Here is a 19,853-nt window from a genome sequence, read left to right as displayed (position 1 = left end):
TTTTCTACCGCCACGCCGGCCAGCGATCATCGCCCGGCCGCTTGACCACCACACGCGGGGTGCGATCGCCATCCACAGCCAGCGCGTAGAGATCATAATCGCCCATGCTGTCGGGCTGCGCCGTGTACACCAGCCAGACCCCATCCGGCGACCAGGCCGGCAGTTCATCCGGAAAGCTGTTGCGCGTCAGCCGATACTGCTCGCGCCCGTCCGCGGCCATCACGTACAACTCGAACTCGCCGCCGTCACGATCCGACATGAAAGCAATGCGCGCGCCATCGGGACTCCAGGCTGGCTCGATATTGCGCGCCCTGAGGGTGGTCAATGGCCGGGCCTCGCCTCCCGCGGCGTCAACCACAAAAATGTTGGCGTACGGCCCATCGGTTGCGAAACGGTGAAAGACAATCTGCTTGCCATCGGGCGACCAGTCCGGACCGCCTTCATCCCCATTCTGCGTCGCGCCCGCCTGACCGGTTGTGAGCGCATGCAGTCCACTGCCATCGCGGTTGATGATCAAGAGCGTGCGGCCGCCGGTGCGATCGGATACGAAAGCCAATTGGGCGCTGTCGGGACTCCAGGTCGGTTCGCTGTCCGACTGATCGGGCGTCGCGCCCGCGCTGATCGCCTGCGGCTCGGAGAGAGCGCCCGTGACATCGAGAAGGTAGAGCGCCGCGCCGCTCTGTCGAAACCCCTGCACCGCGAGCTGCTTGTGGTCAGGCGACCAGGCCGGCGCGCCTTCCAGCAGATCGGCCGTGGCCGTGAGCTGGCGCGGCCGCGCGTTGGCGCTCTCCAGCAGCCAGATCTCGTAGTTTTGACCGGTGCTCGCCATCCAGGCGATCGCGCCCAATCCATCGGGTAATTTCTTGGCGCAGGCGGTGAGTAAGAAAGCGGAAGCGGAGATCAGCAGAAGAACCAGCAGACGCGAGAGGCGCCGCGTCCACAACCGGCCCAAACGTACAGGGTCCATGAGAGCAGCGCCTCCTTCGGAAGTCCGGTAATTCCCGATTCGAGCGATTTCTTGCCACAAAGAACACAAAGAGCGCAAAGACGCCGCCAATCTGCGACTAATTTACCATTTCTTTGTGTTCTATGCGCTCTTTGTGGTCAAATACGCGCCAAATCTGGAATTGCCGTGGGCAGTCTCTACTGTTACTTGCCCATCTTGAACATCGTAAACAAGCGCGTAGCCAGCATGATGTCGCCATCGAGCTGCAGCTTGCCGCTCATGAACGCGCTCATGCCGTTCAGGCGGCCAGCAATCATATCCACATAGTCCTGGCTGTCCATCGTCAAGGTCAGCGTCGGGTTTTCCATCGGACCTTTTTCCACCGTGCACGCGCCATCGGCGATGTGAATGCCCCAATCGCTGGCGCCTTCACCGGTCAGGTGATACTGAATGGTCGCTTCGATGCCCTCGGCGGCATCCGGAATGAAGGCCATTGGCATCGAATCCATCATGCGCTGCAGTTTTTCTTCCATAGTCGTTTTCCCTCGTTTCGTTTTTGTATCTTGGTTCACAGGCGATTCTCTCCAGAAACGCCTGTAACGGCAAACCGGGCGCCGAACGAAGAGTCTTCATCCGGCGCCTGGTGATCTTACTGAAGATTCTCGAAAATGCCGGCCGCGCCCATGCCGCCGCCAATGCACATCGTGACCATGCCATAGCGACTGCCGCGGCGCTTCATCTCATGGATGATCTGCACCGTCAGCTTGGCGCCGCTGCAGCCCAACGGATGCCCCAGCGCAATCGCCCCGCCGTTGACGTTGACCTTGCTCTCATCGAGACCCAACTCCCGCACCACCGCCAGCGACTGCGCCGCAAAAGCCTCGTTCAGTTCGATCAGATCAATGTCGCCCAGGTTGAGGCCGGTCAGCTTCAACACCTTTGGAATGGCCGCGATAGGGCCGATGCCCATCACTTCCGGCGGCACGCCGCCCACGGCAAAACCCACAAAGCGCACCAGCGGCTTCAGCCCCAGGCGCAGCGCCTCCTCGCGTTCCATCACCAGCACGACGGCCGCGCCATCGCTTGTCTGACTTGAGTTGCCCGCGGTGACCGTGCCCTTGACATGGAACACCGGTCTTAGCTTGGCCAACGCTTCCAGCGTCGTATCGGCGCGTGGGCCTTCGTCGGTATCGAAAATGTAGGACCGCGTCACGCGCTTGCCGCTGCCAATCTCAACCTCGCTGATCTCCACCGGCACCGGCGTCACCTCATCCTTGAACTTGCCGGCCTGGATGGCTGCGACGGCACGTTGATTGGAGCGCAGCGCGAATGCATCTTGGTCCGCCCGAGAAATCTTGAAATCGCGCGCCACGTTCTCAGCCGTGATGCCCATGCTGGTATAGGCCGCCGGGTGATTGCTGGCCAGCCAGGGGTTCGCCATGAACTTGTTGCTGCTCATCGGCACCATGCTCATGCTCTCCACGCCGCCAGCGAGGATGGCCTTGCCCATGCCGGCCATGATCTGCTGACTGGCGATAGCGATGGTCTGAAGGCCAGACGAGCAGAAGCGATTGACAGTCTGTCCGGCCACATCGTGCGGCAGCCCCGCGCGCATCGCCGCGATACGCGCCACGTTCATGCCCTGCTCAGCTTCTGGCATCGCGCAGCCCAGGATCACATCCTCAATCTGCGACGCGTCCACGGCGGGCGCCTGCTTCAGGACATCTTGAATCACCAGCGCGGCCAGGTCGTCCGGTCGTGTGGTGCGTAGCGACCCTTTGCCCGATTTTCCCACTGCCGTGCGCGCCGCCGCCACAATGACTGCTTCTTTCATCATCATCGTACTTTTCTCCTCGTTCGGCCTAGTTGCGCAGCGGCTTGCCCGTCTGCAACATATGGAAAATGCGCTCCAAGGTCTTCGGTTCACCCAACAGGGACAAGAACGCCTCTCGTTCCAGGTCAAGGAAGTATTGCTCATCCACCCACTGCGGCTGGCTGATGTCGCCGCCGCACAGAACAAAGGCCAACTTGCGGCCCACATGCGCGTCGTAGGCGCTGATGAAACCGCCCTCCTGCATCAGGTGGATGCCGATCATCAGGTTGGCCAGGGCGTCGCGTCCTGCGGCATAGCAGTTGCGCACAGGATGATCGGCCTTGTAGCCAGCCGATGCCATGGCGATCACTTCGCGCTTGGCCTCCGCCAGCAGGTAATCCTTGTTCATCACCACGACATCGTCCGGGCTGAGGAAGCCAATGCTGCGCGCCTCCTCGGCGCTGGTGCTGACGCGCGCCTGCCCCACGGTCATGAAGGCATTTTGCAGCCAGGGGCCAGGGAAGGGGTTATCCACCTTCATATGCGGCGACACCAACCGCCGCACAATTTCCTTGCAGCCGCCGCCCGCGGGAATCAGACCCACGCCCACTTCTACCAGGCCCATGTAGGTCTCGGCCGTCGCCACCACGCGATCGCCGGCCATGGCAACTTCCGCGCCGCCGCCCAACGTCAGCCCAAAGGGCGCCGTGACCACCGGCTTGTTGGCTCGCCGCACGCGCTGCAAGGCCTCTTGCAAGCGGCTGACCGCCATATCGAGCTGTTTCCACTGCTTCATCTGCGCGCCCATGCCGATCGCGGCCAGGTTGGCGCCCACGCAGAACTGCTCGCCCTGGTTGCCGATCACCATGCCCTCGAAGTCAGTGCGCAGACGGTCCATGCCCAACTCGATCATCTTGGTGATGTCGTCGTCCAGCGCATTCATCTTCGAGTGGAACTCCACCAGCAGCACGCCGTCGCCCATGTCCAGCAGGCTGGCGCTTGGATTGCGCTCGATCAGGCGGTGATGCCGGCGTTCCTTCCACATCGCCAGTGAAATGAGGTTCTCGTCCAGGTCATCGGCCTCGAACTGCCGGCGCAAGGGCCGGTAGTGGAACAGGTAGTCGCCTTCACGAGAGTAGAAATGACGATGCCCGCGCGCCACCATCTGTTTCACCCACGGCGCAATTTTCAGGCCGTCCGCCTCCATGCGCTTGACCGTCTCCGGCACGCCTAGCGCGTCCCAAATTTCAAACGGCCCCAGCTCCCAGTTGAAGCCCCAGCGCAGCGCCTGGTCCACGGCTTCCACGGTGTCGCTGATGGCGGGCACCTGGTTGGCGGCATAGGCCAGCGTGCGACTGAGCACAAACCAGATGAGCTGGCCGGCGCGGTCGTCAGCCGCGACCATTGCGCGCAGGCGTTCGGCCAACGGCTTGTTGCGATGCTCTCCGACGCTCGTCCAGCGCGGTTTCTGCGCCGGCTCATACTCAAACGTGGTCGGGTTCAGGTGCCAGAACTCTTTGGCGCCGCCCGCGCCAGCCACCTGCTTGTAGAAGCCCTGGTTGGTCTTGTTGCCCAACCAGTTGCGGCTCAACATGCCCTCGAACAGAGCGACGAGCCGCGGCGACGCCAGGATGTCGCGATCAGGGTCGTTGGGCAGCAGAGCGTACAGATTCTTGCTCACGTAATAGGCTACATCAATCCCAGCCAGGTCAGCGAGCCGGAAGGTGCCCATCTTCGGCCGGCCGATCAACTCGCCGGTCAGTGCATCCACCTCTTCGATCGTGTAATCATGGGCCAGCCCATAATCAATCGTGTACGAAGCAGCAATCTGGCCGATGCGGTTGGCGATGAAGTTGGGCGAGTCTTTGCATACGACCACGCCCTTGCCCAGGCTGCGCTCGCAGAAACGCTTGATGAAGGCCACGGCGTCGGGGAGGGAATCGGGCGTAGGGATCACTTCGACCAGTTTCATATAGCGCGGCGGATTGAAGAAGTGGGTGCCCATGAAGTGCTGGCGAAAGTCCAGGCTGCGACCTTCGGCAATCTCGTGAATGAGCAGGCCCGATGTGTTGCTCGTGACGAGACTGCCGGCGCGACTGCCCTCGTCGGCCTTACGGCGCACGGCGTCAATGCGCGCCATCAACGCCTGCTTCATCTCCAGCTTCTCTACAATCACCTCGATGATCCAGTCAGCGGTGGAGATCGCCGCGTCGAAGTCATCCTCCAGGTTGCCGAGCTTAATCAGGTTGGCAGTTTCAGCCGTGAACAGGTTATCAGGCTTGGTCTTCACCAGACGGTCAAAACCGGCCTGTACAATCCGGTTGCGTGCTTTGGGATTGGTCATCTCGGCCGGTTTGAGGTCCGGCGGCACAATGTCCAGCAGTGTGACAGGAATACCCGCGTTCGCCAGGTGTCCCGCAATCGCCGCGCCCATCGTCCCAGCCCCAATCACCGCCGCGCGGTTGATTTCATATGACATGCGTCTATCTCTCCTCTGCTCGCCCGCGGCCTACTTCAGCTCACGCCGCGTGTAGCCCAGAATCCGCCGCGCTACAATCAGCGTGTTGATTTGGCCGGTGCCTTCGAAGATGTCGTTAATCTTCGCGTCGCGCATCCACTTCTCAACCAGGAACTCGTGCGAGTAACCGAGCGGTCCCAGCAGTTCCACCGCTTTTTGGGTCACGCGCGTCACCACCAGGCCGGCCTTGGCCTTGGCCATCGCGGCTTCCAGGCTGTTCGGCTCGCCCTGGTCCATGTACGCGGCCGAGCGCACAGTCAACAGCCAGCCGGCCTGAATGTCCATTTCCATTTCCAGCAGGTCGCGCTGCACACTGGTGAGCTTGTGCTTCGGCGCACCATAGGGCGCGGTGATGCCCTCTTTCTTCAGGGTGTCACGCGTAAACTCAAACGCGGCGCGCGCAATACCCATCGCGCTGGCGGCCACCCACGGGCGCGAGGAGTCAAAGGTCTTCATGGCGCCCTTGAAACCCTTGTCTTGCCCGTTGCCATCTCCCGCCTTCGGTGCATCGAGCGTTCCCAGAATGTTGTCGTAGGGAATGCGGCAGTCTTCGAAGACCAGGCTGACGGTGTCGCTGGCGCGGATACCGAGCTTACGCTCTTTCTTCACCACCGACATGCCTCGCGTGCCGGCTTCCACGACAAATGGCTTCATGGCTGAACGTCCGGCGGAGCGATCCACGGTGGCCCACACAACCACCAGGCCATTGCTTTCTTCCGTGGCTAGGGCGCCGCTGGTGCAATAGATCTTTTCGCCGTTGAGAACCCACTCATGGGTGGCTTCATCGAGCCGCGCCGTGGTCTGAATGTTCGATGTGTCCGAACCGGCGTGCGGTTCGGTCATGGCCATGGCGCCCCATTTGGGCGAGCCTTCGGTGAAGCGGCGCAGGAAGCGCTCTTTTTGCTCTGGCGTGCCCACGGCGTTGATAGCCGCGCCGCCCAGCGCGCTGGACGGTGTGCACAGGTAGATGCCTGCATCCCCCCAGGAGAGCGCCTCGATCATATGAATCATTTTGACGTTATTGCTGGCGACCTTCTTGCTGGCGTCGGCAGCCTTCGGCTCACCGCCGCCGTTCTTGGATGGCCGCGGCAAATAGCTGCGCTCGATCTGCTGCATGAACGGCCAGATGAACTGGATGTACTCAATCGGTCGTTCGTGCTCATGCTCATCGAAGTAGCGCGACAACCGGCGCATGACTTGTTCGGCCGCCATCTGGGCTAACTTCGTTTGTTGGGCCACATCTACAGGAACTGAAAATTCAATTGGCATTGGAGTCCTCCGTATCGTTACTGACGCAGGGCGAACAACGACTGGTCGTCGTTCAGCTGCCTCAGACCATGGCTAAACCGGTTAGCGTGCCGAAACCACGGCCATTGCGCAACCACATTTCCACCGGATGTTCTTTGACATAGCCATGCCCGCCCAGCACTTGCACCGCGCCGTCGGTGACATTCAACACCATCTGGTCGGCCTGCATGCGCGCCAGGTAAGCATCGCGCGTGGCGTCCTGCCCCTGGTCGAGCTTCCAGGCAGCTTCCCACGTCATGAGGCGGGTGGCGTCAATCTCAATCGCCATGTTCGCCAGGATGAAAGCAATGGCCTGGCGCGAGGCGATCGGTTCGCCAAAGGCTTCGCGTTCCTTGGCATACTCACGCGCATAGTCATACGCCGCGCGTGCCTGCCCCACAGCCAGGGCAGACATCGCCACGTTGGTGTGGTTGAGGAGATTGCCAAATTTACATCCCTGCTCGCCGCCCAAACGATTGCTGGCTGGCACCCGCACGTCCTTCAGCGTGACCCGGTACATGGAAAGTGCGCTCAAGCCCATCGTTTTCTCGCGTGCGCCGATGGTCAGGCCGGCGATCGGCGCATCCACCAGGAACGCCTGCGTTTTTCCATCTTCTGCAGCATAAACCAGCATCAAGTCGGCGCGATCGGCCAAGGGAACGAAGGCTTTGACGCCATTGAGGACATAGGTATCTCCATCACGCGTCGCCGTTGTCTTGAGGTCATTGGGATCGAACTGAATGCGTGGCTCGATGAGCGCGGCCGTGGCAGGGCAAAAAGTCGCCTCGCAGAAACGGGGCAGGTAGGTTGCCTTCTGTTCATCGGTGCCGCATAACAGGAGCGGCGTTGTCACCAGGCTGGGCGTCAACAAATGGAGACTGGTGGCTACATCTCCCCATCCCAGCTCTTCGGCGAAGAGCGCGCCGGTCACAGCCGACAGGGCGCCAAAACCGCCGTATTGGTCAGGGATGGCGCTGGGAATCAGCCCCAGGTCCCAGCCGGTTGAGATGACATCATCAGGGATGGCGCCATTATCATCGGCTTCACGGTAAACCGCACGCATGTTACGACTGGCAAAGCGCTGGACGGTTTCAGTCAACATGCGCTGTTCATCTGTTAAATCAAACGAATACATGCTCTACCCACCTTGTTATTTGGTTTTACACGAGGCAGATCAATGGCGTTCAGAAGGGAGGCCCAAATGTATGATACACCTTTTAACGCACTGCGTCAAATCAAACTGTTTTCGGTCTTACAAAGCGCACCAGGGTTGGCGAGGCGGCTGGAATGTGTTACAATCGGCGTCATCATGACAATTGTTATTCTGCCGCCCGATGTGGTGGGAAAAATTGCCGCGGGTGAGGTGATCGAACGACCAGCGTCAACCGCGAAAGAGCTGATCGAAAACAGCCTCGACGCCGGCGCCAGCGACATCCGCGTGGAAATACGCGAAGGCGGCCGGCGCTTGCTGCGAGTGATTGACGACGGCTGCGGCATTCCGCGTGCGGAGGTGGAGCTGGCCGTGGCCCGCCATGCCACGAGCAAGCTGCGCACAGCCGATGATTTGTTACACATTACCACCTTAGGATTTCGCGGTGAAGCGCTCAACAGCATCGCGGCTGTTTCACAGATGACTATTTTGACCCGCAGCGCCGCCGAAGAGACAGCCACGCAGCTGCGCCTGGAAGGCGGGCTGGTGGCGGCGCGTGAAAGCCGCGGCGCGCCGCCGGGCACGGTCATCACGGTGGAGAACCTCTTCTTCAACGTACCGGCGCGGCTGGCATTTTTACGCCAACCGCAGACCGAAGCCGGGCATATTGCGGACATGGTGGCGCGCTATGCGCAGGCCTTTCCCGAACGGCGCTTCAGCCTCGTCTCCGATGGGCGTCTGCTTTTCCAATCAACCGGCAACGGTTCCCTGCCTGATGTCCTGGCCAAGGTGTACGGGTTGGAGGCGGCGCGCGAGATGATCCCGGCGGGCGCTCTTGCAGGGCACCGCGCGGCCGCCGACCAATCGCCCCAGCACCCTGCTGCGTCCGCCTCCCCAGCCGCTGCGCCCGCCAATCTGGCGCCTACCGTGTGGGGCTACATCGGCCTGCCATCGCAGCACCGCGCCAACCGCAACTATATCGTTTTCTTTCTCAACCGCCGTTGGATCCAAGATCGTACGCTGGCTTACGCTGTGATCGAGGCTTACCACACCTTTTTGCCTGTTGGCCGCTACCCCATGGCCACCCTGATGATTGAGCTTGAGCCTAGCCTGGTGGATGTCAATGTGCATCCGACAAAGGCCGAGGTGCGGTTCCGCGACCCGCGCGCGGTCTACCGCGCCGTGCAGAAAGCGGTGCACCAGGCGTTGATCGAGCAGGCCCCTTTGCCCAGCGTCACACTGCCCTCGTCTGCGCCAACCTGGGGTCAACCGGATGGTTGGGACGCACGCCGCGACGCCCTGGTCAATGCGGGCCAGGCGCCGAATCGGCATCAACTCGAATTGGACTTACCGCGCCCCACGCCTGCACCTGAGGAACAGCCGGTGTTATCAGGATGGCCGGCCATTGCTGCCTCCCCACCGCCTTCCGATCTGCCCATGCTGCGCGTCATCGGCCAAGCGGCCGCCACCTATATCATTGCCGAGGGGCCAGATGGTCTTTATCTGATTGACCAGCATGCCGCGCATGAGCGCATCCTCTATGAAAAACTGATGGCCGAGATGCAGCGTCATGCCGTGCCCAGCCAATCGCTGCTGGAGCCTGTCGCCTTCACGCCGCATGGTCGCCACGCCGCGCTGCTCGCTGAATACGCCTCTGTGCTCAATGACCTGGGTTTCACGCTGGAACCGTTTGGCGGCCACACGTACCTGGTGCGCAGCGTGCCCGCGGTCATGCACCGCGCCGATCCCCAACAGGCCACACAGGAAATCCTGGAAGGTCTGGCCGAGGAAGAAAACCTGGTGGACGACGCCCGCGAGGCGCGGCTGGTGCGCATCATCTGCAAACGCGCCGCCATCAAAGGCGGTCAAACCCTGTCGTTGATCGAGATGCGCGAGCTGACCCGCCAACTGGAGGCGTGTCAAAGCCCGCGCACGTGTCCGCATGGCCGCCCCACCATGGTCGCGCTCAGCGCGCTGCAATTGGAGAAATTCTTTGCCCGGCGCTGAGACCAGTGAAAGAGACTTGCCATCTAAATGACGTGTGCTATAATCTTGTGCTGATTTTCAAGCTATAAGACCCAAAAAGGAGCTAATAAAACTTGCCAGAAACATATCAAGTCGCTGTAGAAGCGATAGAGAACCGTCAGGCACGTGTGACAATCCAAATCCCCGAAGCCATAGCCGATCCCATTCTGCGCAAAACAGCCAAGCGCGTGGTCAGCGATATTCGCATTGCTGGTTTTCGGCCCGGTAAAGCCCCCTACGAAGTGGTGCTGCGCCGTGTGGGCCGCGAGGCCCTGGTGCAAGAGTCGTTGGATGCGCTTTTCGATAGGGTGTACAGCGAAGCGATCCTGCAAACCAAGCTCGAGGTCAGCGGCCGTCCCAGCCTTGAGAACTACGCCGCGGAGCCGATTTCGTTGACGCTGGTGGTGCCGCTGCAGCCGGTCGCAGACCTGGGCGACTATGCGACCAATCTGCGGGTTCCCTACGAGCCGGTCACGGTGACAGATGAAGACGTGGACAAGCTGTTGGATGAGATGCGCGACAAGCGCAGCGCCTGGGCGCCCGTGGAACGCCCCGCTCGCTTCGGCGATATGGTCACCGTGGATATCACCGGCATGGTGGGCGAAGAAGAAGTGATCCAACGCGAAGGCTGGGACATCGAACTCAGCGCCACGGACGAGGGGGGTTTGGTCCCTGGCCTCGATGCCGCTTTCGTTGACATGACAGTCGGCGAGAGCAAGCAGTTTGCCTTGACGTATCCTGCCGATTCCACGTCCAAGTGGGCAGGCCAAACGGCGGAGTTCACCACCACGGTGCACGGGATCAAGGAGAAAACCGCGCCAACCGATGAGGAATTGGCCCAGGAAGCGGGCGATTTCCCTGATTTTGCTGCGTTGCGCGCCCATCTGCGCAGCAACCTGGAAGAAGAACGCGGCCGCCAGGCTGAGACAGCATACCGCCGCGCGGTGCTGGAATCGGTCGTGGCCAACGCGGTCACGCTCGAATTCCCGCCGCAGTTAGTCGAAGACGAGTTGGAGCGGACGTTGGATGAGTACAAGGACGACTACCGCAACATGGGCCTCGACTTCGAGAGCTATCTGCGCTACACCCAGCAAACCGTCGAACAGGTGCGCGAGGGGCTGCGTCCGGTGGCTGAGAATCGCGTCAAACAGCGCCTGACCCTCGCCACCGCCGCGCGCGCCGAGAATGTGCACCTCCACGCCGAAGACCTGGAAGCGGAGATCAACGCCACGGCGGCGGACATGAAACCAGACCAGGCGCAGGAATACAGCAAGCTGATGCACTCCCCGGGCGGCCAGATGTATCTGGCGGAGCAGTTGATCAACCGGCGCACGCTCGACCGCCTGGTGGCAATCGCCCAGGGCAACCCACTACCGCCGGAAGTGCATGATCATGGCCATGAGGAAGACCACGACCATGACGCTGTGGATGAACATGGTCATGAGCACAGCGACGTGGAAGAACACGGTCATGAGCACAGCGACGTGGAAGAACACGGTCATGAGCATGACGAGATGGAAAATCACCCAAATGACGAGACGGTTGCGGTCGCAGAGGCGATCCATGAGCCGGCCGCTTGATCGTTCGTCACGCATTCGACCTGGCGCAGCCTGGCGTTTGTCCGCGCGGACGACCGCCCAGGTGCGCCCATTGTGCTGAAATCAGGAAAGAAACAATATGATTCCGATGGTTATCGAACAGTCGGGGCGCGGCGAACGCGCCTACGATATTTACTCTCTGCTGCTCAAGGAGCGCATCATCTTTCTGGGCACTCCTGTCAACGACCAGGTCGCCAACCTGATCGTGGCGCAGTTGCTCTTCCTCAATCGGGAAGACCCTGAGCGCGACATCCAGCTCTACATCAATTCGCCGGGCGGGCACATCTACCCTGGCCTGGCGATCTACGACACGATTCAGATGATCCAGGCGCCAGTTTCCACGGTGGCCGTGGGCTGGACTGCCAGCATGGCGACGGTGCTGCTGGCCGCGGGGCGCAAGGGCAAACGCTTGGCGCTGCCCCATGCCACCATCCACATGCACCCGGCCGGCGGCGGCGCGCAGGGCTACGCGCCCGATGTGGAAATTCAACTCAATGAATTGATGCGCATGCAGCGCATGCTGCACGGCATTCTCTCCAATCACACCGGTCAGCCAACCGAACGCATCGCTGCAGACTTCAACCGCGATCACTACTTCAGCGCGCAAGAAGCGGTGAGCTACGGTCTGGTGGATGGCGTATTGGGTGAGGCGCCGGCCGTGGTCCAGGCGGCCGCGGAGATAACCCAGAATGGCAAGTAAGCCTGACAGCGTGTCAGTCTGTTCTTTCTGCGGTCGCAAGGCAAGCGAGGTGGCCCGGTTGATCGCCGGGCCTGAAGGCGCTTTCATCTGCGATGAGTGCGTGCGCCTGTGCCAGGAGATCCTGAACGAAGAGAATCTGAAGGCTGCGCCCAAGGCCGCGCCGCTCTTTGATCATATCATGTCGCCCAAGGAGATTGTGGCGCGCCTGGATGAATATGTGATCGGTCAAGATCGCGCCAAAAAGGTGCTTTCGGTGGCCGTCTACAATCACTACAAGCGCATTGCCAACGGCGGCGACACGAATGATGTGGAACTGCAGAAGAGCAATATCTTGCTGATCGGGCCAACCGGCTCCGGCAAGACGCTGTTAGCGCAAACCCTGGCGCGCATCCTGGATGTGCCGTTCACCATTGCCGACGCCACCAGCCTGACCGAGGCCGGGTACGTGGGCGAGGATGTGGAAACGATCCTCTCCAGCCTGCTGCAGGCAGCCGAGTGGAACGTAGATCGGGCGCGCCTGGGCATCGTCTATATTGATGAGATTGACAAAATTGCACGCAAATCGGGCGATAATCCGTCCATTACGCGCGATGTTTCCGGTGAAGGCGTGCAGCAGGCGCTCCTCAAGATTATCGAAGGCACGACCGCGAATGTGCCGCCGCACGGTGGGCGTAAACATCCCAACCAGGAATTCGTTCAACTCGATACGCGCAACGTCCTCTTCATCTGCGGCGGCGCGTTCACCGAACTGGAGAAAGTGGTGGGGCAGCGCATCGGGCTGAAAGGACAGCTCGGCTTCAGCCAGGGCCGCGCCGATTCGGCTCTGCAGCGCGAAAAGGCGCGCGCCGAACTCCTTCGCCAGACGATTCCCGATGACCTCATGCGCTTTGGCTTGATCCCTGAGTTTGTGGGGCGCCTGCCGGTCACGGTCAGCCTGGAACCGCTGGACGAGAAGGCCTTGATCGCCGTACTTACGCAGCCCAAGAATGCGTTGGTCAAGCAGTTCCAGCGTCTTTTTGCCCTGGACAACGTGGAATTGGTGTTCACCGCCGATGCCCTGCAGGCGGCCGCCACGGAGGCGCTGAAGCATAAAACCGGGGCGCGCGGCCTGCGCAGCATCGTCGAAGAATCTCTGCTCGACGTGATGTACGAAGTGCCTTCGCGCCCGGATGCCGTCAAGTGCATCGTGAATGCCGATACTATCAGCCGGCGCACGCGGCCGCTCCTGCTGAATCAGGCAGGTCAAGCCGTGCGTTGGGGCGTCGAAGTGGATCCTGACCATGTCGAGTCGGCTGCGTGAGACCCGGCGCCATAGGCTGGCATCCCTGAGTTCGCATCCGGAGTGTGTCCATGCCTGAATCATCCTACGCCATGCTCGCGGTTGATGATGCGCTGCGTCTGGTTCTTACCCACGCGCCGCGGCTGACGCCGACGCGCCTCCCGCTGCGCGCGTTGAGCGGCCGCGTCCTGGCCGAAGAGATCGTCTCAACCGAAGCCATTCCCCCCTTTGCCGCGGCGGCCAAAGACGGTTATGCCGTCCTGGCGGCGGACGGCCCAGGCTGGCGGCGGCTGGCCGGCGAACAGTTAGCCGGCTATGTGAGCAACGTGCAGGTAACGTCCGGCAGCGTCGTGCGCATCACCACGGGTTCGCCGCTGCCGCCTGGCGCTGACGCCGTGGTGATGGTTGAGCAGACCCAGGAGCGGGACGGGCTGGTTGAGATTCAGACGGCCGTGTCGCCCCTGGCCGATGTGCGGCCGGTCGGCATGGACCTTGCCGTGGGGCAGCGCGTGCTCACCGCGGGCCAACGCCTCGGCCCGGCCGAAATCGGCCTGTTGGCCAGTTTGGGCCATGAAGCGGCATTGGTTTTCCCGGCGCCGCGGGTCGCTGTCCTTTCCACGGGCGACGAGCTACGGGAGCCAGGCGATCCCCTGGGGCCGGGCCAGATTCGCGACAGCAACCGGTTCAGCCTGATGGCCGCAGTGCAGGAAGCTGGTGGCGAGCCGCTCGATCTCGGCGTGGCGCGTGACCGCCCAGGCGAGTTGGAAGCGCGCGTGCGTGAAGGTCTGCAGGCTGCAGACACCCTGGTGACATCGGGCGGGGTTTCGATGGGGCAGCTCGATCTGCTCAAGCCGCTGTTGGCGATGCAGGGCGCCGTGCATTTTGGCCGCGTCAACATGAAGCCTGGCAAGCCGCTCACCTTTGCCACCCTGGCCGGAAAACCAGTCTTTGCGCTGCCCGGCTTTCCCGTGTCCTCGCTGGTGGCCTTTGAGCTGTTCGTGCGTCCAGCCCTTTTGCAGATGCAGGGGCGCGCCGACCTGACGCGGCCGGAAGTGACGGTGCGGCTGGCTCACCTGGTGCACCACGATCCGCAGCGGTGGGAGTTTGTGCGCGCCGTGGTGAGGCGTGTTGGCGACGATCTTGTCGCCGCAACCACTGGCTCGCAAAGCTCTGGCCGTTTGCTTTCGATGGTAGGCGCCAATGCCCTACTCCGACTGCCGCCGGGCGCCGGCGAAATGCCCCCTGGCGCTGCGGCGACGGCCCTGTGGCTGGGCAACGACTTTCTCCACTAATTTTCCCGATCAAAGGAACTGCAAATGCCAGTTTGGCCTGATCTACGCAAAGTCATCGAGCAACTGCGTGAACTGGATGTAGGCGCGCTGCGCGCGGCCGCGGAGACCCCGCCGCATGTGGTTGTGCTGGGCGCGGCCACCAAGATGCGCGCCGATGTCATGAGCGGGCTGCAGCGGGGGCCGGGCGGGCCATTGCCCAGCCAGTCTCGCCTGGAGGCGCTTGACTGGCCCGCGCTGCCAGAGAACCTGGCGCCATTGCGCGACGCAGACCTGGTGCTGCTCCTGCCCAGCGCCGCCGCGGCCACGCGCACCGTGGAACAGGAGCTGATTGCGCGCTTGCAGGAGCGCAAGGCCGCCGTAGTGGTCATCCTGGGGCCGGGCGTGGAGGATGGCTGGTTCGGCGCGCCCACGGTGCGCTTCGACGCCGCCCAGCCCGAGGCGTTTGCTCATCACCTGGCCCTGGGCCTGGCAGCCACCATGCCGCTCGATCATTGGCCCACCCTGGGGCGGCATTTGCCCGGGCTGCGCGACAGCCTGGCCGAGCGGCTGATTGCCACGACCGCGCAGAATAACGCGATCTATTCCCTGAGCACCGGGCTGGCAGAGGTAATTCCCATTTTTGACATCCCCTTCAATGTGGCCGATATGATCGTGCTGACCAAGAACCAGGCCCTGATGGCGTACAAGGTGGCGCTGCTCTACGGCCTGCCCGGCGAACCGCAGCAGGCGCTGGCGGAACTGGCCAGTGTGGTGGGCAGCGGTTTCTTGTGGCGCCAGGTGGCACGCCAACTGGTAGGGCTGGTGCCCATCTGGGGAATCATCCCCAAAACGGCCGTGGCCTATGCCGGCACGTATGTGACCGGGGAGGCGGTGCGGGTCTGGTGCGCCAGCGGCCGGCGGCTGGAGCGCGGCGCGCTCAAGCAGCTGTATAGCCAGGCAAGTGTACAAGGCAAAGCCCTGGCGCAGCGCCTCAGTCAGCGATTTCCGCAGCCTGCACGCAAGCTGACCTGGCCCAAAGTGCGGCTGCCCTGGTCGCGCCGCCATGACTGAGGCGGGGAACGCGGCCCCTGCGCTGTCGCATCTGGACGCCGAGGGCGCCGCGCGCATGGTGGACGTAGGCGCCAAGCCAGAGACCCTGCGCGAAGCGGTGGCGGCGGGCGAAGTGCGCATGACGCCAGAAACCCTGCGCCTCCTGCGTGCGGGCGACCTGCCCAAGGGCGACGTGTTGGGCGCGGCGCGCCTGGCCGGGATACTGGCCGCCAAGCGCACCGCCGAATTAATTCCACTCTGCCATCCGCTGCCGCTGACGTTCGTCGGCGTGGATTTCAGCTTCGACGAGGCTGCCAGCCGCTTGCTGATCACCGCCACCGCGCGCTGTCGCGGTCAGACCGGCGTGGAGATGGAGGCGCTGACGGCGGTGAGCCTGGCGGCGTTGACCATCTACGACATGGCGAAGGCGGTTGAAAAGACGCTGGTGATTGGCGAGATTCGCCTGCTCAGCAAGACGGGCGGTAAGAGCGGGGATTGGGTGCGTCCATAGCGCCCTCTTGCGGCCTTCATGGCCCCGCGGACGCTCTACGGCCCACGGCGTGGACCAGGGAGAACAAATGATCACGATACAAGTTCGGCTTTTTGCCGCCCTGCGCGAAGCATTCGGTCAGCCAGGCATGTCCATGACATTGCCGGACGACGCCACCGCAGGCGCTGCCGTGGCGCGCCTGGCGGCCGGCGCGCCCGCGCCGATTGACACCGCCAACTTGACCCTGGCGATCAATCAGCAGCGTGTAACGGCTGCCGCCCCACTGCACGATGGCGACGTGTTGGCGCTGCTGCCGCCAGTGAGCGGCGGGAGCCGCGCGCCCCGCTTTGTGATCACGGCCGCACCAATTTCCCTGGACGACTTGGCGCAGCGCGTCGCCGCGCCGGCGCACGGCGCCATCACGGTATTTGCCGGCGTGGTGCGCGGCGAATCGGGCGCGTGGCAAACAGATTACCTGGAATACGAAGCCTACGCGGAGATGGCTACCGCCAGCTTCCAGCAGATCGCCGATGAGATTCGGGCGCAGTGGCCGGCCATCACCGACGTGGCGATTATCCACCGCATTGGACGCCTCGATGTGGGCGAAACGAGCGTTGGCATTGCCGTGGCCGCGGCGCATCGCCAGGACACCTTCGACGCCTGCCGTTACGCCATCGAACGCATCAAGGCCATCTCGCCGATTTGGAAGAAAGAAGTGGGGCCGGACGGCACGTACTGGGTAGAGGGTCCGGGCGGCGGCTAACGGCTCGCTGGCGTTGGCTGGCCAGCGAAGCGGAGCAAGCACCGTTGCGATGATAAAGGCCGCCTTCAGCGGACTTGGGATAGCCCAGTTTGCGAAAGCCAACGGCCAGGCGGTGATCGCCGGCAGCGCCGCGCAGCGCTCAGGCGGAAGACCAGGTTTTGCCCGATTCGGACCGTCTTTTGACCTGGCTGCAGGCACATGGTATAATCGCAACTGGCAGACAATTGCACAGGATCAGGGATTGATCAACCGTCGCTGGCGCGTGTGAGCGCGTCAGAGGAACTTCCCGACTCCCACTGCGCTCAAGCGCAGAAAGTTGCCCCACGAAACAGTAAGTGGGGGAGCCTGGCCCATCAAGCCAGGTGACTACAACCGCAACAGAAAGCATTCCCGCCCGTTATCGGCATTTGCTGGTGCGGGTCAGGGCTGAAACGGTAGGGTAAGAGCCTACCGGCGGAGGCAGTAATGTCTCCGGCCAGGCGAGCGTGCAACTGGGAGCAAGGTGAGTGGGCCAGGCCCGCCGCAAGGCGGTTTGGTCTCATCGCAGCGGCGACGGCGAGGCCAGGTAACACCTGGCAGGCCAGGAGCTGCCAGCGCATCATCCCGTTGGGGTGCTGCGCTGAGACAGATGACGGTCAACAGAATCGGGGGTATGTATCAATCCTTGCATCGTGATGGCCAGGGGATGGAGCTTCCACCAGACTGGCTGGCAGGCGTTGGCCGCGCCGACGTGGCGGAATTGGCAGACGCGACAGACTTAGGATCTGTTGCCCTACGGGGTGTGGAGGTTCGAGTCCTCTCGTCGGCACTTGATTTACCATAAAACTTCGTAAAAGACTAGAAAGGCCGTTCAGAACCTTGTGTTCTGGGCGGTTTTTCGCGTTTTAGGCCGCCGGCATGTGTTTTGGCCGATGGGCCGCGCAGGCGGCGCACCGTGCAACATTCGGGAAAGGGCAAAGCCCATGCGAAGCTACGATTGCTCACAACGCCAAGTCATCGAAGATGTCACCCGGGGCGATTTCGCGCAGCGTGCCGCGACGCTCGCCGAGCAGCTTGCTGGCGAACGGATGCAAGCCATCGTCGGTATCGCGCGCAGGCCTGTTCGTCGCCACCGCCGTAGCTTGTGTGCTGCACCATGATATGGTCGCGATTCGCATCACTCGTCGCGCCAATGACCAGGTCATCTACGCCCATCCGGTCTGGAAGGTGGATGTCTCATCAGACGTCGCCAAAAAACAACGCCGCGCGCGGTTGCGGCCTGCGCGCGGCGTCGTGGTTTCTGGGGAGCGGGCGCCGGTTCAGCTCATGGCCGAGGGCATTGCGACCGCGGCTGCTGCAGGTGCACCAGCAGGCGGTTCTGAACAGCCGGGCTGGCCAAAATGAGAGAAACGTGATCTACTCCCGGATTGTCATTGATCTCGAAATGGTAACAGGACATGGCGTCCCATACGCGGATGGCGTCGTTGGTGATATCCTCATTACTGCTGTCACCGTCCCGCGTGAAGAAGCTGAGTGCATTGCCGAAAGGCTGGCCAACCTGCAAATCTGGCACCTCGATCCCCACCAGGGTCTCAAGTCCTGAACCCATCTCGGCGTAGACATCAACATAAGGGAAGTTCGGCGGCAGAAATTGGGCTGGGCCAAAGTAGTAAGGCGCGATCTCCTGCGCCAGGCTCAAGCCGGCGTCTGCGAACAACTGCTGGTAATCCTGCGGCGTGTAGTTCGTGCTCGTTGATGCGTCCCGAATGACCACTTCCTGGTCCCTAAAGTAGGCAGGATCCGCCGCAAGAAGGTAAGTGGAGGGATGACTCTGATACATCGCCGCGCTGCTGGCGGCCGCGACCGGGTCCGCAGGATACGAGAACGTGGGAACGTCAAGGCCAGTAAAAAGTAGGATGTACCCCCACCCCCCTCCTGGCCAGTTACCGCCAACCGGGGTGAAGCCGTGGATGTACTTGTTCTTCCAGCGCTGCGTGGTGTGGGTCAGCAGGTACTGCGCGTAGACCGGCCCGTTCGAGTGAGCCACCAGGTGCACCGGGGTGTTGTGGTTGGCGCGATAGGTTTCCTCGATCAGGCCCATCGTGCGCTTCACGAAACCGTCCATGTCGGGCGTTAGGCGGAAGTCGTAGCCGGCCACCCGGAGGTTGACGTTGCGCTGGTAACCGTGGCTTTCGAGGAAGGCAAAGAAGGGCTCAAACAACGGGATTGCACTCCCGACCTCGCCATAGTTGGCGATCGTGACCTTGACGCCGCGCTGCTCGGAAAACTGGGGCTTTGTCCCGGCGTGATACACCAGCGTCAGCAGTTTGTCACGGCAAATCTGGTTGAAATCTGGGCCTGGGTCAACCAGGCCGCCGTACTCGAAAGTCCCTGACCTGGGGCACTCAGGGGCGACCGTCTGTCTGTGGACGGTGACCTTGAGCCGTGTTCCACCGAAACCAGGGAAGAAAACAACGGGGGTGAGCTGGTCACCGGGGCGATTTTCCGGTGGGATTTGCGTCGCCGCTGACAGATTGCTGGCGGTCAGCAGGATCAGGACGACCAGGATGACGAAGCGTGTGTTCATTGGATTTGTCTTTATCCTCCACGTCAATGAGTGGCGATCAGGGGGGCCTTGATGTTACGGCGCGGCCGGTGTGGATTCAACAATACCGACCACAGCCAGTCTAGCATACGATCGCGCGCAAATCGCGCGCAAATCGCGCGCAAATCGCGCGATTTGCGCCCAATTTAGGCTCATTTTCTATCTGGAGGCAAGTGTCGCTGGTCGGGGTGAGCAAAGATGTCGGTCGGGCGCGTGAACGCTACCACAATCGAGCCAGCGCAAACTCCGCCGCGTTCGACGTGCTGCGCGCAGTGGGGGGTATTTCAATTTCGGGACGCAGCCCACGCAGATGGGCTTAGCCGTGGTTGCAGCGATTTCAATCGCCCGGCTTCCGGCCTGCCCCCAGTTTGAAATGCAC

The 19,853-nt window shown here is 62.1% G+C and carries 16 protein-coding genes and 1 tRNA gene; 9 read left to right on the top strand and 8 right to left on the bottom strand.

Annotation, left to right across the window (positions count from 1 at the left end; all coding sequences use genetic code 11):
• Positions 1–4: 4 nt before the first annotated feature.
• From ACPQ6D_RS20930 to ACPQ6D_RS20905, 6 genes are all read right to left on the bottom strand, one after another.
• Positions 5–967: a hypothetical protein gene (locus ACPQ6D_RS20930; protein ID WP_423226294.1), complete on the bottom strand. Its 963-nt coding sequence runs from the start codon at positions 965–967 to the stop codon at positions 5–7.
• A 182-nt stretch (positions 968–1,149) separates the two neighbouring features.
• On the bottom strand, positions 1,150–1,479 hold the full coding sequence (locus ACPQ6D_RS20925) for an SCP2 sterol-binding domain-containing protein (RefSeq protein ID WP_423226293.1): 330 nt from the start codon (positions 1,477–1,479) through the stop codon (positions 1,150–1,152).
• A gap of 116 nt (positions 1,480–1,595) precedes the next feature.
• Positions 1,596–2,780 (bottom strand): acetyl-CoA C-acyltransferase, encoded by a 1,185-nt coding sequence (locus tag ACPQ6D_RS20920; RefSeq protein WP_423226300.1) that lies wholly within the window; start codon positions 2,778–2,780, stop codon positions 1,596–1,598.
• 28 nt (positions 2,781–2,808) lie between these two features.
• Complete coding sequence (locus ACPQ6D_RS20915) at positions 2,809–5,238, bottom strand: 3-hydroxyacyl-CoA dehydrogenase/enoyl-CoA hydratase family protein (RefSeq protein ID WP_423226292.1); 2,430 nt, start codon at positions 5,236–5,238, stop codon at positions 2,809–2,811.
• A 30-nt stretch (positions 5,239–5,268) separates the two neighbouring features.
• The gene (locus ACPQ6D_RS20910) at positions 5,269–6,546 is read right to left on the bottom strand and encodes an acyl-CoA dehydrogenase family protein (RefSeq protein WP_423226291.1); all 1,278 of its coding nucleotides are present in this window, start codon (positions 6,544–6,546) and stop codon (positions 5,269–5,271) included.
• A gap of 61 nt (positions 6,547–6,607) precedes the next feature.
• Entirely contained in the window at positions 6,608–7,699 is a 1,092-nt protein-coding gene (locus tag ACPQ6D_RS20905; RefSeq protein WP_423226290.1) for an acyl-CoA dehydrogenase family protein, read from the bottom strand.
• A gap of 174 nt (positions 7,700–7,873) precedes the next feature.
• Between ACPQ6D_RS20905 and mutL the strand changes: the two genes are divergently transcribed.
• The 9 genes from mutL to ACPQ6D_RS20860 all read left to right on the top strand — a co-directional run bounded on the left by mutL (position 7,874) and on the right by ACPQ6D_RS20860 (position 17,698).
• Entirely contained in the window at positions 7,874–9,721 is a 1,848-nt protein-coding gene (gene mutL, locus ACPQ6D_RS20900) for a DNA mismatch repair endonuclease MutL (protein WP_423226289.1), read from the top strand.
• Positions 9,722–9,813: 92 nt separating this feature from the next.
• Complete coding sequence (gene tig / locus ACPQ6D_RS20895) at positions 9,814–11,319, top strand: trigger factor (protein WP_423226288.1); 1,506 nt, start codon at positions 9,814–9,816, stop codon at positions 11,317–11,319.
• A 97-nt stretch (positions 11,320–11,416) separates the two neighbouring features.
• Positions 11,417–12,037, top strand: coding sequence for a ClpP family protease (locus ACPQ6D_RS20890; protein WP_423226287.1), 621 nt, complete (start codon positions 11,417–11,419; stop codon positions 12,035–12,037).
• Positions 12,027–13,337, top strand: a complete 1,311-nt coding sequence (gene clpX, locus ACPQ6D_RS20885) for an ATP-dependent Clp protease ATP-binding subunit ClpX (RefSeq protein ID WP_423226286.1) — start codon at positions 12,027–12,029, stop codon at positions 13,335–13,337. The genes ACPQ6D_RS20890 and clpX overlap by 11 nt, the downstream gene beginning before the upstream one ends.
• Positions 13,338–13,387: 50 nt before the next feature.
• On the top strand, positions 13,388–14,608 hold the full coding sequence (locus ACPQ6D_RS20880) for a molybdopterin molybdotransferase MoeA (RefSeq protein WP_423226285.1): 1,221 nt from the start codon (positions 13,388–13,390) through the stop codon (positions 14,606–14,608).
• Positions 14,609–14,632: 24 nt separating this feature from the next.
• Positions 14,633–15,658, top strand: a complete 1,026-nt coding sequence (locus tag ACPQ6D_RS20875; protein ID WP_423226284.1) for a hypothetical protein — start codon at positions 14,633–14,635, stop codon at positions 15,656–15,658.
• Positions 15,651–16,148: a cyclic pyranopterin monophosphate synthase MoaC gene (gene moaC, locus ACPQ6D_RS20870; RefSeq protein ID WP_423226283.1), complete on the top strand. Its 498-nt coding sequence runs from the start codon at positions 15,651–15,653 to the stop codon at positions 16,146–16,148. Before ACPQ6D_RS20875 ends, moaC begins: the two co-directional genes overlap by 8 nt.
• Positions 16,149–16,215: 67 nt before the next feature.
• Positions 16,216–16,890 carry a molybdenum cofactor biosynthesis protein gene (locus ACPQ6D_RS20865; RefSeq protein ID WP_423226282.1) on the top strand — a complete coding sequence of 225 codons (675 nt, stop codon included), beginning with the start codon at positions 16,216–16,218 and terminating at the stop codon, positions 16,888–16,890.
• 724 nt (positions 16,891–17,614) lie between these two features.
• A tRNA-Leu gene (locus ACPQ6D_RS20860) sits at positions 17,615–17,698 on the top strand.
• 172 nt (positions 17,699–17,870) lie between these two features.
• On the opposite strand, the gene ACPQ6D_RS20855 is transcribed toward ACPQ6D_RS20860, so the two are convergent.
• Both ACPQ6D_RS20855 and ACPQ6D_RS20850 read right to left on the bottom strand, forming a co-directional pair.
• Positions 17,871–18,074, bottom strand: coding sequence for a hypothetical protein (locus ACPQ6D_RS20855; protein ID WP_423226281.1), 204 nt, complete (start codon positions 18,072–18,074; stop codon positions 17,871–17,873).
• Between the two features lie 119 nt (positions 18,075–18,193).
• Complete coding sequence (locus ACPQ6D_RS20850) at positions 18,194–19,456, bottom strand: lipase/acyltransferase domain-containing protein (protein ID WP_423226280.1); 1,263 nt, start codon at positions 19,454–19,456, stop codon at positions 18,194–18,196.
• Positions 19,457–19,853 lie beyond the last annotated feature (397 nt).

The organism is Candidatus Amarolinea aalborgensis, assembly GCF_900491745.1.
Taxonomy (GTDB): domain Bacteria; phylum Chloroflexota; class Anaerolineae; order SSC4; family Amarolineaceae; genus Amarolinea; species Amarolinea aalborgensis.
Note: the sequence above shows the minus strand (reverse complement) of the source record. Positions and strands in the feature narration are given on the sequence as shown.